This is a genomic window from Streptomyces sp. SID14436 (genome assembly GCF_010548465.1).
GTDB lineage: Bacteria > Actinomycetota > Actinomycetes > Streptomycetales > Streptomycetaceae > Streptomyces.
Map to the genome: position 1 here is coordinate 34,267 of NZ_JAAGMD010000791.1, position 14,542 is coordinate 48,808.

Consider the following 14,542-nt stretch of genomic DNA (forward strand, 5'->3'; position numbering starts at 1 on the left):
GGGTCGATACGTCGGGAGGTCGTCAGGGGCGCGGGACGGTCAGCGCAGATGGAAGTAGGCGGCATGGTGCTCGACGACGGCGTCCCAGTCCGCGTCCGCAGGGAAGCGCAGCACGTCCCAGCCCGCCTCCTCCAGGCGGTAACCGGCCTCCACGTCACGGGAGGAGTCGGCCGGCCGGTCCGGAGTGTCGACGAACACGGCGAGATGGACGTCGTCCAGGTAGAACACCAGGTCGGGCCGGGCCGCCGCTCCGTCGACGAACACGTCGGCCGCGTCCGGCAGCCGGTAGCCCTTCGCCTTCAGCCAGCCGACCAGATCGCCCTGCGCGACGAGCGCCGCCAGGTCCGTCTCCAGCGGCGTCGGCACGGACACGGGGGAGGCCCCGGCAGTGGCGGGAGCGTCCGCGTCCGCCGCCGTGCTGCCGCCCGTGCCGGCAGCCGCCGCCGGCACGAGCCTGCGGAACACCTCGCTGCGCGACTCGCCCCGGTCCTCCCGCTCGGTGCGGGCGCCCGCCAGGCGCAGCAGCAGCGGACGGGCGGTGTGCCGGCTCAACTGCCGGTGGTGGCCCTGGTTGGCGTACGTCAGTAGGCAGGTGTAGCAGCCGCGCGCGCACTTCTCGTGCTCGGAAGGACCGCCCAGGTCCTCGCCCGTGTCCGGGTCGAAGTGGCAGATCTCCAGTGCCGTCCGGGCGGCCTGCGCGAGCGCGTCCTTCTCGTGCTGGATACGGCGCAGCACGCCCGCGCCGCCCTCCGCGGCCTCCGTGAACAGCATGCGGCGGCGCGGCCCGTCGTCCGGCGGCAGCAGCTCCGCCGTCAGCTCGGAGTCCTCCAGCTCGAACGCCGCCTCGATGCCCCGCTCCAGCGCGTACAGGAACGACAGCGCCACCGGCTCCGGCTGCGGCTCGTCCAGCGTCACCACCAGGATGTTCCGGCGGTCCTGCACGTACGGCAGCACCCGCTTCTTGCGGCGCTTCTCGTTGCCGTCCTCGTCGACCACCGGCATGCCGGTGCCCTCGATGGCGTCCGCGGCGGCCCGGTCGTTCAGCCAGCGGCCGTCGCCCAGGTCCAGCCAGTAGCCGTCCGGCTCGCCCTCCTTGTCGCGGACCCGGCCCAGGTTGGTGATGCGGACGGTCGCCGAGTCGCCGTAGTCCAGATCGAGGACCGGCGAGCCGTCCCCGTCGCTCACGTGCGAGGAGAGACGGCCCTTGCGGGCGCCGTGGTCCTGGAACGCGTACGACGTCTCCAGACGGAAACCGGCCCTGCGCCGCTCCTCCTCGTCCGAGGAGATCCGCTCGCGCGGGGTGGTGTACACGGTGTGCAGCTGGAGCAGGCCCGTGCGCTTGCCGCGCAGCGGCTCCCCGCACATCGCGCACAGGTCGGAACCGGCCCTGACATCGTGGTGGTAGCCGCAGCCGTCACAGCGGCGGGCTTCTGCCGTCGCCAGGTCGCCCGAGGCGTCCGGCGGCAGCTGCACCCGGGTCACCTGGTAGCGGGCGCCCTCGTGGTAGATGAGCGCGCCGGGGCCGAACTCGCGGATCGCGAGGAAGCGGGGCCGCTGCAGGTAGTCGCCGTCGGCGTTGCGGCGGTTGCCGGACCGCGGGATGTACGCGGCCAGCGGCAGCCTCGGGAAGCTGTAGCCGGGCAGGAACCCCTCGGACGCCAGGTAACGGTACGGGTTGAAGTCGCTCATCACCGACTTGCTGTCGGTGGAGCGGTTCAGCAGCAGGTTCGTCTGCGTCTCCGCCTCCCGGCGGCGGGTGCGCGCCCGGCTCTGCTCACCGGGGGAGAGGGTGTGGTCGACGACCCGCTTGTTCTGCTCGTACTGGTCGATGACGGCCGCCCGGAACAGGTCCCGCCACCGGTCGAACGCCGCGTCGAACTTCGCCGGGGCGCGCTCGATCCGGTCCTCGATCCACTCGTCGTACCACCAGGTCGTCGCCTCGAAGTCGGCGATCAGCGGGGCGAGGACCGTACGGGCCGCGACGACCGCACGGCGGCGGGCGCCCTCGTCCAGGGACAGGTCGCGGATCCTGTCGACCAGCGGCAGCGGCATCTGCGGGTCGGGGCGGTCGTCGCCGTCCGGGTCGTAGGCGACGTCGATGACGTGCGGGATCGCGGCGCCCAGCTCCATCCCCGTCTCCGCCAGCCAGATGCCCTGGAGGTGCGAGCGGACCAGGTCCTCGTTGGCGAGATCCAGGCGCGGCGGGGCCACCTGCCCCGACACCATGTCCCGGGAAAAGCGGAAGTAGTACTGGTCGTGGCTGTTGCCCGTCGCGCAGTACGTGGTCACCAGCGCGGGCTGGCCGGAGCGGCCCGCGCGTCCCGAGCGCTGCGCGTAGTTCGCCGGAGTCGGCGGCACGTTGCGCATCATCACCGCGTTGAGCGAGGCGATGTCCACGCCCAGCTCCATCGTCGGCGAGCAGTACAGCAACGGCAGTTCGGCGTCACGGAACTGCCGCTCGCGCTCCAGCCGGTCCTCCGGCGTGACCTGCGCGGTGTGCTCCCGCGCGAACAGGCCGGCCAGCTCGGACGCCGCCGTGCGGTACAGGTCGCGGAAGAACGGGTTGACGCGCGGTCCCTCGCCGCTGCTGTAGGTGCGCGCCAACGGGTCGACGGCGCCCCGCTCACCGTCACCGGCCCGCCAGATCAGCGCGGCGGCCGCCACCCGGTAGCCGAGGCGCTTCTCCGACGCGCGGCGGCGGAAGGCCGGCCCCGAACGCTCGGGAACCGCCTCCACCTCACGCACGAGCTCGGCGTCCCGCAGCACCTTCAACAGGTCCTCGATGACGCACTGCACGTCCTCCAGCGAGGCGGACGCCTCACGGAGCGCGGGCAGGTTCCGCCGCAGGTACTTGCCGAACTTGCCGCGCGCCGACAGGAACAGCGCCGACCGCTCCATGCCGGGCCGCGAACCGTACGGGTAGGCGGTGCCGACGGTCGGCTGGTCCGAGTCGCTCAACACCCACGGGCCGGTCAGGCGTTCCTCGCTCGCCCGCTGCAAGGTGTCGAAGTCGTCGCGGAAGTACTGCACGTCGATGGCGAGTTCACGCCGCATGTAGTCGAGCAGCGTGCGGCCGATCTCCTCGCGCAGCGCCGGGTCCGCGTCGCGCAGCACCGCGTGCGCGGACTGCCATCGGTCCGGCTGGGCGGCCACCCACTCCAGGTCCTCGTAGTCGATCCGCAGCAGACCCGTCTGCTCCAGGTTCGGCATCGTGATGCGCCAGCCGCGCTCCAGGTCGCGGTAGAGGCGATACCCGACGACGTCCCGGAACACCTTCGCCGCCCGCTTCTCCATGGACGGAGGCAGGTTGGTGCCCGACGCGTAGTCGCGAGGCGTCAGGCCCATCACCTCGGTGACGGCCTCGGCGAGGTCGTCGTGGCGCAGCCCGTCCTCACCCGCCCGCACAGCCGCCTGGTACAGCGCGCCGCGCAACTGCGTCACCTGGGCGAAGTCGTTGAAGTGCCCTGCCTGCAGGGACGCGTCCTGCCGGTTGTCGACGAAGGTGAGGAGCTTGCGCGCCTCCTTGCCCAGGCTGTCCTCGGGCACCGCCCGCAGGGACTTCACGATGGACGCGGAGATCAGCGAGGTCGCGGACGAACGCCCCTCCTGGTCCAGGGTGGCCAGCTTGGCGAAGTCCCGGCCGCGCGTCTGCTCGTAACTGACCTGGCAGTGCACGCAGAAGAGGAACGGCGCCGGCACGAACGCCGCCACCAGGCCCTCACCGGACTCGTTGCCGTGGGCGTCCACGACAACCCGCTTCGGCAGACGGGGGCGGTAGGACTTCTTGACGGTCATCCCGCCGTTCGCGTCCGGCTCCAGCCACGACTCCGGCAGCCGGCGGTCGTCCACGGCCTTCTGCGGATCGGCCGGCCACTCGTAGTCCTGCCCCGGCATGCCCAGATACAGGTAGCCCTCGCCCTCGCGGCCCCCGGAGGCGGAGGTGTCCCGGCGCGGCTCGTACCGGAAGGCGCCGCCGTCCTCGCTGCGCCAGACCGTCAGGTACTCCTGACCGCACTCACGGCAGAAAGCCAGCGGGAACAGCGGCTTGCCGCCGCTGTCCGGCTGCTCCAGCTGATAGGTGCGGGTCAGCGGCCGGGTGAGCGGATCCTCCAGCGTCGTGTAGACGGTGTCGCCCTTGGACAGGAACTGGTGCAGCCGGAACGCGAACAGCGGCCGTTCCGTCACCGGGTGCTTGGCCTGCGCGCCCGCCTCCAGCGTCGTCCGGATCGCCTCGCGCACCGTCTCCTCGGCGACACCGGACACCGAGGACAGCTCCGCCGCCGCCTCCTCGACGGTGGCCGGGGGGCGGCGGCGCAGCCGGCCGGTGCCCTCCTCCCGCTCCAGACCGAACCGCGACTCCACCCAGCGCGCCAGAGGGTCCTTCGTCAGCGCCTCGTACGACCGGGGCGCCGAAGGCACCCGCAGCCGCTCGGCGGGCACGGACTCCGGCGCCTCGTCGGTCGCCCGCACCAGGGTCTCGCCGATGACCCGCTCCGGCAGCACCGTCGTGCCGAACAGCCGCCTGGCGACCTTGGCGACCTCGCGCCGCTGGTCGTCCCAGGTGCCCTCGGTCGACATGGTCGCCGAGGTGCCGATGCACTGGAGGGACTCCGACGCCCGGCAGGCCTCACGGACCCGGCGGATCAGGAACGCCACGTCGGCGCCCTGCCGGCCCCGGTAGGTGTGCAGCTCGTCGAAGACGAGGAACTGAAGTCCCTCCGCCATGCGGATCAGGCTGTCCCGGTCGTCCGGCCGGGTCAGCATCAGCTCCAGCATCACGTAGTTGGTCAGCAGGATGTCCGGCGGGTTCTTGCGCAGCTCACGGCGCTCCTCGCTGGACTCCTGGCCGGTGTAACGGGCGAAGGTGACCGGCTCGCGGCCCTTCCCGAAACCGTGGCGCAGGTACTTCTCCAGCTCCCCGAGCTGCGAGTTGGCCAGCGCGTTCATCGGATAGACGACGATCGCCCGCACCCGGCGCTCGGCGCTGGGTCCCGCAGCCTCACGCTCCTTCAGGACGCGGTCGACGATCGGCACGATGTACGACAGCGACTTGCCGGAGCCGGTGCCGGTGGTCAGCACGTAGGAGTCGCCCGCCTGCGCGGCCTCGATCGCCTGGCGCTGGTGGAGGTGGAAGGTCAGCGGCCGTCCGTCCGGACGCGACGAGGTCTCCCTCTTGCCCGCCTGGAAGATCTCCGCGCACCTCGGGTGCAGGACGCCGTCCCGCACCAGGTCGGTGACCTGGCCGCCGTCGGCGAAGAACGGGTTCAGCGACAGCCACGGGTCGGGCCACTGCGACTTCGCCCGCAGATCGTCGGCGACGAAGCCCTCGATGCGCGCGTCCCGGATCACCGTGCCGCTCTTGGTGAAGCTCTCGTACTCGGTGATCAGGTCGGCGTGGATGCCGAAGACGTCCATCGCCTCCGGCAGACGCGGCTGCCTGCGCGGCGCGGGCGCGGGTACGGCGGGGACCCGCTCGGGAAGCAGGGCGCGCAGCCGCGCCACCGGGTCGGACTCCTGCCAGTGCGGAGCGAGCAGGGCAGCCGTCGGGTCCTGGGAGAGCGCGAGCGGGACCAGCACCTCGCGGACCGACGCGCCGTTCTCCGGCCGGTGTTCGGCGTCCTTCTCCAGCAGACGCTCCACCAGCCGGACCAGACCGGCGGGCAGATCCGGACGCACCAGCGTCAGCTGGGGCGGCAGCTCCCGCAGATGCTGCTCGGAGATCTCGTAGTGGGTCCGGCCGGAGAACGGCGGACGGCCGATGAGCAGTTCGTACAGGATGCAGCCGAGTGCGTAGAGGTCGGCGGAGGCGGAGACCTGCTCGGCGCGGAACTGCTCGGGCGCCATGTAGCGGGCCGTGCCGAGGCTGACGCCCGTGCTGGTCAGGCGCGTCTGGTCGGGGTCGTCGACGATCGAGCCCATCCCGAAGTCGAGGACCTTGACGGTGCCGTCACCGGTCAGCATCACGTTGGCCGGCTTCAGGTCGCGGTGGACGACCCCGGCGGTGTGCGCGGCGGTGAGCCCGGACGCGATCTGCGCGCCGATGGCGGCGACCCAGGAGACCGGCAGCTGGGGTTCCTCGTCGATGAGGTCGGCGAGCGGACTGCCGTCGAGCAGCTCCATCGCCAGGTACGGCAGTCCGCCGCCGTCCGCGGTGTCGTCCACGCCGCCGTCGATCAGGAGCGTGAGGTTCGGGTGCCCCTGCGAGAGCATGCGCATGATGCGCACCTCGCGGCGGAAGCGCGCGGTCTCCTTGCCGGACCCCGAGGCGTCGATCGCGCCCCCGGTCCGGCTGCGCAGCAGGGTCTTGACGGCGACCTGCCGGTGCGGGGAGTCCGGGGCGGCCTTCAGGTCCTCGGCCCGGTGCACCTCGCCCATGTTCCCGCGCCCGACGACGCCTGTGATGCGGAAACGTCCGCCGACTGTCCCCAACCCCACTTACCCCTCCCCATTCACCCGTTTTGTACGCGGTGGATGCGTCCCGCAAGGGAGCGTATACCGTCCCGGTTGAAGAGGATTATGCAATCTGTTTACGTTGTCAACGCGCCGACTGTGTTGTTAGTGCGATCGACGTATGTGTCTGCAGGCTGACATCCGGGCGCCTCGCAACGTGGTAGAGCTCGCGGCCGGCCAGTCGACCAGCCGACCGGCTGGGCGGGTGCTTCCTGAGCGGCGGCGCGTCGGAGCTCGATGAGGACGACGACGGCGAGCAGGAGTGGCAGGCCGAACACCGAGCGGGGGCCGCCACACTCCCCGGCCGGCGCTCGGTTCAGGGCCCAAGGGGACAGGGCGGCGTCTTCAGTGCGGGAGTGGACCACGTCGCTCAGGGCGGCATCGGCCGAACCGTTCACGGGTGGGCTGCACCGGCGGCGGGACGGCGGGTGGCGGGAAGGTCTGGCACTTCGGCAGTGCGGGCCGAAGCGGGATCCAGCGACACGTCGATCACATCGACGAGTCTGCGCAGCTTGTGCTGTGCGCGCGGCGCGTCGGACCGCGGCACGCGTACGACGGCCGTGGCCGAGTCCGGTGATGAGGTGGTGTACGCAAGGTCGAGCACGTGGTGGTTGTTGAGGGTGGCGGCAAGGCGTGCGAGCGTTCCGTGGCCGGGCCGGAGCGTGACGGTGAGCCGGGTGTGTTCCATGGGTGGTGGTCCTTGTCTATGGGGGCCGTGGTGGGGCCGGAAAACGAAAAAGACCCCTCGCGAGGTGCGAGAGGTCTGCGTGCGGGCGGTGAGCCGGGGAGGGTTACTCCTGCGGGCTCGGTGCCGGCACGCTGCCGCTGGTAATCAGCTGCTGCTGCATGCGGGCATGCTGGCAGAACCCGGCTGCCGCTCGGAAGGCCATCTCATAGTGCGGACGAGGGGGAGGGGGCCGGGGCGTGCCCCCTGGTGTGCTGGGGCACGTCCCCGGGCCTGGGGGCGTCGGAGGGTCAGCGGGCTGCTGCGGGCAGATGGAGGCGGCCGTCGTGGACTTCGGCGATCTGGTCGACGGCGGTGAGGCGGGTGCGGTCGTGGGTGACCAGGACGGTGGCGGTGGCCTGCTGGTGGGTGAGGCGGGTGATCAGGTCGATGATCGCGGCGCCGCGTTCGTGGTCGAGGGCGCTGGTGGGTTCGTCGACCAGGAGGACGGTGGGGTCGTTCATCAGGGCGCGGGCGATGTTGACGCGCTGGCGCTGGCCGCCGGAAAGCTGGTGCGGGCGGCGGCCCGCGAGGTCGGCCAGGCCGACCGCGTCGAGCAGGTCGAGGGCGCGGGTGCGGGCCTTGGCCGGTGAGCGGCCGTCGAGCTGGGCCATGACCTGGAGCTGTTCGGCGGCGGTGAGGGACGGCAGCAGGTTGGGCTGCTGGAAGACGATGCCGATCTTGTGGCGGCGCAGATCGGTGAGCTCGCCGCGGCTCATACCGGTGGTGAGAATGCCGTCGATGGTGACGGCGCCGGTGTCGGGGGTGATGAGGGTGGCGGCGACGGCAAGGAGGCTGGACTTGCCGGAGCCGGAGGGGCCGATCACGGCCGCGAGGCTGCCCTTGGGGACGTCGAGTGTGACGTTGTCGAGGGCGGTCAGTCGGCTGTCGCCGTCGGGATAGGTGAGAGTGATGTCGGTCAGGTCAAGGCTCATCGGGCGCTCCCCAGGGCGGTCAGCGGGTCGACGGAGGTGATGCGGCGGATGGCCAGGCCCGCGCCGAGGAGGCCGAGGAGGATCACCACGGCGGCCGGGAGCAGGACGGTTGTGGGGGTGAGGAGGAAAGGCACGGCGCTGCCGGAGACGAGCGCCCCGAGACCTGCGGCGAGGCCGGTGCCGAGCAGGGTGCCGCCGACGAGCAGGACGACGGCCTGGCCCAGTGCGTCCTTGAGGAGGTTGGCCGTGGAGGCGCCCAGCGCCTTGAGGACGGCTACGTCGCCGCTGCGCTGGATGGTCCACACGGTGAAGAAGGCGCCGATGACCAGGGCGGAGATGGCGAACAGGAAGCCGCGCATCAGCTGCAAGGAGCCGTTCTCGGAGGTGTAGGAGCCGATCGCGGAGAGCGAGTCGTCCTTGGAGAGCGTCTTGGTGCCGGCGGCCTGGTCGGTGGCCGCCAGATCGGCGTTGGAGGTGGTGGTCAGGGCGATCACGGTCGCAGCCGGGCCGTCACCGCCGGTGGTGGGGGGCGCGGTCTCCTGCCAGACATCGAGGCTGGTCCAGATCACTGGGGTGTGGCTGAACGAGGCATCGCCCTTGACGGCGGCTACGGTCAGCCGGTCACCGGCCAGGGTGAAGGCGTCCCCCGCCTTGAGTCCGAGGTCGTCGGCAGCCGTGGTGGACAGCACCACCGACTTACCGTTGATCTTGTCGCTGTCCGGGGCGAGGCGGGAGCCGGGCTGGATGCCGAAGGCGGATACCCCGGTGCTCCTGTCGCCGGCGGTGGCCTTGGTGGTGCTGATGCCCAGCGGTTCGGCACTTTCCACGCCGGGCGTCTTGGACCACTGCTGCCACTGCTTGGCGATGACGGTGGAGTTGGAGTAGGACACGTCCTGGCCGCCGCTGGGCGCCTGGAAGGCGATCCTGTCGGCCGGCAGGCCGGTGATGGCGGAGACGTTCTGCCGGCCCAGCCCGGCAGTCAGTCCGGACAGCAGGCCGACCAGCAGGGTGATGAGCACGATGACGGTCCCCATCAGGGCGAACCGCCCCTTGGCGAACTTCAGGTCTCTCCAGGCGACGAACACGGCTTTGGCCTGCCTTTTTCTGGCTGCGGATGAGGTATGCCTCCACCATTGCCGTCAGCCCCCCGCGCACACATCTGGCTCAGGACAGCACTTGGCGGATCGAAGGACGGCGCGCGAGTTGTAACTTTCGATGGAGGCCGCGTTGGGGTGTGCGTCCTTAGGCTGGAGGGACTGTGAACACCACCGCTCCCTCCCTGACCCCGACCACCCGTGCACTGGCCTGGTGCCTGCACCTGCTGATCGTCGCGCTCCTGGTCCTGGCGGCGGGCCGGGCCGTGGCCGATAGCGAGCCGCACGCAGCGATGACCGTCGTCGTGGCCGCGGCGTGCGCCGTGGCGTACTCGGCCGGGCCGGCCCTGCCGCGCATCCGCCGCTCCCCGCGGGCCGCCGCAGTGTGGCTGGCCGCCGTGGGTGCCTGCTGGCTGGCGCTGCTGGCGCTGTCCGCCGACGCCGTCTGGGTCGCCTTCCCGCTGTTCTTCCTCCAGCTCCACCTGCTGCCGCGCCGCGCCGGTCTGGCCGCCGTGGCCACGACCACCCTCGCGGCGATCACCGGCTTCGCAGCCCATCAGGGCTCTTTCAGCCTCGCCATGGCGATCGGCCCAGCTCTGGGAGCCGCGGTCGCCGTCGCGGTGGTGTGGGGATACCAGGCACTGTTCCGTGAGAGCGAACAGCGCCGTCGCCTGATCGTGGAACTCACCGCCACCCGCGTCGACCTGGCCCGTGCCCAGCACACCGCCGGTGTACTGGCCGAACGCGAACGCCTGGCCCGCGAGATCCACGACACCCTCGCCCAGGGGCTGTCCAGCATCCAACTGCTCCTGCGCGCCGCCGAACGCGCCCTGCCCGGCACTGAGGAAAGCCCCGCTGCCCGCTACGTGGACCAGGCACGCCAGGCCGCCGTGGACAACCTCGCCGAAGCCCGCCGCTTCGTCGCCGCCCTCACCCCGCCCGCCCTGGAGGACTCCACCCTGGCGGGCGCCCTGGAGCGCTTGTGCGCCACCACTTCCGCCCGGCACCCCGTCACCGCACGCTTCCACCTCACGGGTGGCCCCCTGCCGCTGCCCACCGCACACGAGGTCGCCCTGCTGCGCGTCGCCCAATCCGCCCTCGCCAACACCGTCCGCCACGCCGGCGCCACCCGTGTCGAGGTCACCCTCAGCCACCTCGGCGATCATGTCGCCCTCGACGTCGTCGACGACGGCACCGGATTCGACCCCGGCCGGGTACCGGCCGCCGACCCCGGCAGCGGCGGCTTCGGCCTGGCCGCCATGAGCGCCCGCATGCACGCTCTCGGTGGCAGCCTCACCGTCGAATCCGCCCCCGGACGCGGCACCGCCCTGGCCGCTCAGCTCCCCCTACCCGCCCCCGCCGACACAGAGATCGAGGACCACCGGTGACCGACCACGCCATCCGCCTGCTCCTGGCCGACGACCACCCGGTGGTACGCGCCGGGCTGCGCGCTGTTCTGGAGACGGAACCCGGTCTCACCGTCGTCGCCGAGGCCGCCACCGCCGAGGACGCGGTCGCCCGCGCCGCCCAGGGCGACATCGACGTCGTTCTGATGGATCTCCAGTTCGGCAAGGGAATGGGCGGCGCCGAGGCCACCGCACAGATCACCGCCCGTCCGGGAGCCCCCCGCGTGCTGATCGTCACGACCTACGACTCCGACGCCGACACCCTGCCCGCCATCGAGGCCGGCGCCACCGGCTACCTCCTCAAAGACGTCCCACCCGAAGACCTGGCCTTTGCGGTCCGCACCGCCTTCACCGGCCGGACCACCCTCGCCCCCGCCGTCGCCGACCGGCTCATGAACCGGCTCCGCGCCCCCGCCACCAACCTGACCCGACGTGAGACCGAAGTCCTCTCATTGGTCGCCGAGGGCTTGTCCAACCAGACGATCGGCCAGCGGCTCCATCTCACCGAAGGCACCGTCAAATCCCACCTGGCCCGCATCTACGCCAAACTCGGAACCGACTCACGCACCGCCGCTGTGGCCACCGCGACCGACCTGGGGCTCATCCGCCGCTGAACAGTATGTGGTGGGCGGAGTTCCCATTCTCCAGGACCTCAGCAGCGTCCGGAGTTGTGGTACCGGCTGGGCTTGGTGCCCGCTGCTTTGGACCCATGTGAACCCCCACGGCCAGTTCGAGCCGGACACGAACCCCACCCCGACCTGGCCTTTGCCGCGGTCCAGAATGCCCGGCCCCTGCATGTGGTCTGCCTACCCGTACAGGCAAGGGCGGTCACCGCTGCCGAGGTGCGGCCAGGAGGCACCGGTCTGCGTCATCCCGCGCGGCTCGGCCGCGCGAGCTGTTCCGGCACCCGCGGGGCCAGAAATGTCAGACCTGTGTGACCGCTTCGAAGACCGTGACGCGGTTGTCGTCGGCGAGCGAGGGGGTGGGGTCGGCGTGCGCGGCGCGGAACGCCTCCGACAAGGTGTAGGCGGTGAACGCGGTGTCGTCCTCGAAGTCGGGGACGGCCAGGTAGCCGTGTGCGCCCTTGCGGGGACGCAGCAGCCGTGTGTTGCGCAGCCCCGGCACGTCGGTAAGGGTGGCGCGCATGCTGGCGGTGAAGTTGTCCTCGAACGCGCCCTGGGCGGGCGCGGCGACGGTGAACTCGGTGACGGCGGTGAACATTCCTGTCTTCTTTCGGTTGTTGGCGTGATGTCGGTGGTTGTCCCGCCCGGCCGGGGCCCGCACGGCGATGGCGGTGATGTGCACCGCGTGTCCGATCGAGTCCCTCTGCGGGGTGCGGTTACCGGGCTGGAGTTGGGCTCGGGGTCGCGGCCGGCTGAGGGAGCTTGCCTGTGCGGCGGGCCCAGATTTCGAACGCGACAGTCATGAACGGGGGTACGGCGGCCAGCAGGGCGAAGATCGTGGTCCGGCCCAGCCGCCACTTCAGCCGGATCGCGACCAGGATGGTCAGGGACACGTAGACGATGAAGGCGGCACCGTGGAGGGTGCCGAAGATCCGTACGCCGAGTTCGGTGGTTTCGGGAATGTACTTGAAGTACATTCCGGCCAGCAGGCCCGCCCATGTGCACGCTTCGATGACCGCGATCCAGGTGAACGCGCGCAGCAGACGCCCGGAGCCGGTTTCGGCAGCCCGTGTGGCCGGCACGTCGGCGGAAGGCGGTTCGGAAGTGGGCGTGGAAGGCGTCTGCGGGGTGCCTGGGCGTGCAGGCCACAGGGCGCGGTCGCCGAGCAGGCGGACGATGGCGGGGACCAGGAGCGGGCGGATGAGGAAGGTGTCCAGCAGGATGCCGAAGGCCATGGCGAAGCCGAACTGGAACAGTTCGCGGATCGGCTGGGTCATCAGGACGGCGAAGGTCGCCGCGAGGATGAGGCCCGCGGAGGAGATGACGCCGCCGGTGCGTGTCAGGGCGGCGGTGATCGCCTTCGCTGGGGGCTGGGTGCGCAGTTCCTGCTTGAACCGGCTCATGATGAAGATGTTGTAGTCGACGCCGAGCGCGACGAGGAAGACGAAGATGTACGCGGTGACGCGGTTGCCGATGCCGTCGTCACCGAGGACGGTCACGGTGAAGAAGGTGGTGGCGCCCAGGGTGGCCAGGAACGACAGGATCAGGGTCGCGACCAGGTAGAGCGGAGCAAGGAGCGAGCGGAGCAGCAGGACGAGGACCGCGGTGACGAGGGCCAGGACCAGGAGCTCGATAAGGGTCGTGTCGCGGTCGAGGGCGGAGCGGATGTCGGCGTTCTGCGCGGTCTCACCGCCGATGAGCACCGTGGCGTCCTGCACTCCGGCGGCCTGGGCCGCGGACTGTGTGGCCTGCTTGAGGGGACCGATCGCATCGAGTGCCTTGGAGCTGTAGGGGTCGAGGTCGAGGACGACCTCGTAGAAGACGGTCTTGCCGTCCTTGCCCATGCGGGGGTCTGCGACACGGCTGACGTGATCGGCATCGGTGAGCGCGGTGGCGATGTCGGCGGGTGCGGGGCTGGAGCGCAGGTTGTCCTGGGAATGGACGACGACGGTACTGGGGGCGATCTCGCCGGGCCCGAATTCCTCCTGGATGAGGTGCTGCCCGTGCTCCGACTCGGTTGCGGCGCGGAAACCGCTGAGGGTGTTGAAGCTCTCCTGGTAGCCGAGCAGTCCCGCGCTCAGCACCACGAGGAGTGCGATCACGGCCGAGGCCACCTTGACGGGGGCCCGGGCGACCAGGGCGGCGATGCGGTGCCAGATGCCTGCGCCGCGACTGCGTTCGGCGGCCTTGTCCACGCCTCCGGGCCAGAAGACGCCCCTACCCAGCAGGAGGACCAGGGCGGGGATGAAGGTGAACGCCACCAGCGCCATGACGGCCACGCCCAGGGCGAGGTACGGTCCGAAGCCATGAAGTGCCGGGGAGACGGCCACGAGCAGGGCGAACATGGCGAGCACGATGGTTGAGGCGCTGGCGAGGACGGACTCGGCGGTGCGGCGCACGGCGGTCTGCATCGCGCGGGCGCGGTCTGGCTCGTCGAGCAGGGTCTCGCGGTAGCGGGCGGTGATGATCAGCGCGTAGTCCGTGCCCACCCCGAACACCAGCACGGTCATGATCGAGGCGGTCTGGGAGCTGACCATGATGACTCCGGCGTCCGCGAGAATCGCGCCGAGCGTCTCCGCCACGCGCATAGCCACGCCCACGGCAAGAAGCGGCACGAGCGCCATCAGGGGCGAGCGGTAGATCGCCAGCAGGATGATCAGGACCAGCACGATGGTGGCCAGCAGCAGGACTTTGTCACCGCCGCTGAAGACCTTCACGGTGTCGGTGGCGATCCCGGCGGGGCCGGTCACCGCGACGTCGGCGGGCTCGGCCCGGTCGGACGCGAGGGCACGCACCTCGTCGACCGCGTTCTGGAAGGACTCGTCCGAGGGGCTTCCCTTCATGGGCACGATGACCAGCTGAGCACCGCGGTCCTGCGAGACCAACTCGGTCACGGCGTCGGGAGCGGTCACCGTGGAGACCACGCTCACGACATGGTCGGGTCGGCTGGTTCCGGAAAGGGCCGAGGTGATGGCGGCGACCGCCTGCGTGGCGCTCGCCGCGGCGTCGGTGCCCTTGCCGCGGACCACGATGATCGCCGGCGTCGCGTCCTGGCCCGGAAGCTGGGCTCGGACGAGATCACGAGCCTTCATCGAGTCCGAGGCGGCGGGCGGCAGGTTGGCGGACGCGTTGTCCTCGACGGATTCCAGGACCGGGGCGACCCCGGCGAGGAGGCCCGCGATCAGGACCCAGAAGGCCACCACCACGGCGGCGCGCTTCTTCGATCCCAGGAGACATCGGAGCAGAGCGGGGGAGTTCATCGGTTGCATCGGGCAGCCTTCGGCAGGAAGCACGGACAGGCCTTAGCGAC

At 71.0% G+C, this 14,542-nt stretch carries 8 protein-coding genes; 2 read left to right on the top strand and 6 right to left on the bottom strand.

Annotated features, from left to right (window positions below):
- Window positions 1-39 precede the first annotated feature (39 nt).
- From G3I53_RS28550 to G3I53_RS28565, 4 genes are all read right to left on the bottom strand, one after another.
- The gene (locus G3I53_RS28550; RefSeq protein WP_164333333.1) at window positions 40-6,435 is read right to left on the bottom strand and encodes a protein kinase; all 6,396 of its coding nucleotides are present in this window, start codon (window positions 6,433-6,435) and stop codon (window positions 40-42) included.
- A gap of 409 nt (window positions 6,436-6,844) precedes the next feature.
- Window positions 6,845-7,138, bottom strand: coding sequence for a hypothetical protein (locus G3I53_RS28555; protein WP_164333334.1), 294 nt, complete (start codon window positions 7,136-7,138; stop codon window positions 6,845-6,847).
- A 287-nt stretch (window positions 7,139-7,425) separates the two neighbouring features.
- Window positions 7,426-8,109 carry an ABC transporter ATP-binding protein gene (locus G3I53_RS28560; RefSeq protein ID WP_164333335.1) on the bottom strand — a complete coding sequence of 228 codons (684 nt, stop codon included), beginning with the start codon at window positions 8,107-8,109 and terminating at the stop codon, window positions 7,426-7,428.
- On the bottom strand, window positions 8,106-9,194 hold the full coding sequence (locus G3I53_RS28565; protein ID WP_164333336.1) for an ABC transporter permease: 1,089 nt from the start codon (window positions 9,192-9,194) through the stop codon (window positions 8,106-8,108). The genes G3I53_RS28560 and G3I53_RS28565 overlap by 4 nt, the downstream gene beginning before the upstream one ends.
- A 173-nt stretch (window positions 9,195-9,367) precedes the next feature.
- Between G3I53_RS28565 and G3I53_RS28570 the strand changes: the two genes are divergently transcribed.
- Together G3I53_RS28570 and G3I53_RS28575 are read left to right on the top strand one after the other, a co-directional pair.
- Window positions 9,368-10,591, top strand: coding sequence for a sensor histidine kinase (locus G3I53_RS28570; RefSeq protein WP_164333337.1), 1,224 nt, complete (start codon window positions 9,368-9,370; stop codon window positions 10,589-10,591).
- The gene (locus tag G3I53_RS28575; protein ID WP_164333338.1) at window positions 10,588-11,223 is read left to right on the top strand and encodes a response regulator transcription factor; all 636 of its coding nucleotides are present in this window, start codon (window positions 10,588-10,590) and stop codon (window positions 11,221-11,223) included. Before G3I53_RS28570 ends, G3I53_RS28575 begins: the two co-directional genes overlap by 4 nt.
- A 310-nt stretch (window positions 11,224-11,533) precedes the next feature.
- Here G3I53_RS28575 and G3I53_RS34210 read toward each other — a convergent pair whose 3' ends face one another.
- Complete coding sequence (locus tag G3I53_RS34210) at window positions 11,534-11,830, bottom strand: antibiotic biosynthesis monooxygenase family protein (protein WP_239064166.1); 297 nt, start codon at window positions 11,828-11,830, stop codon at window positions 11,534-11,536.
- 118 nt (window positions 11,831-11,948) lie between these two features.
- Entirely contained in the window at window positions 11,949-14,492 is a 2,544-nt protein-coding gene (locus tag G3I53_RS28585) for an MMPL family transporter (protein ID WP_164333340.1), read from the bottom strand.
- Window positions 14,493-14,542 lie beyond the last annotated feature (50 nt).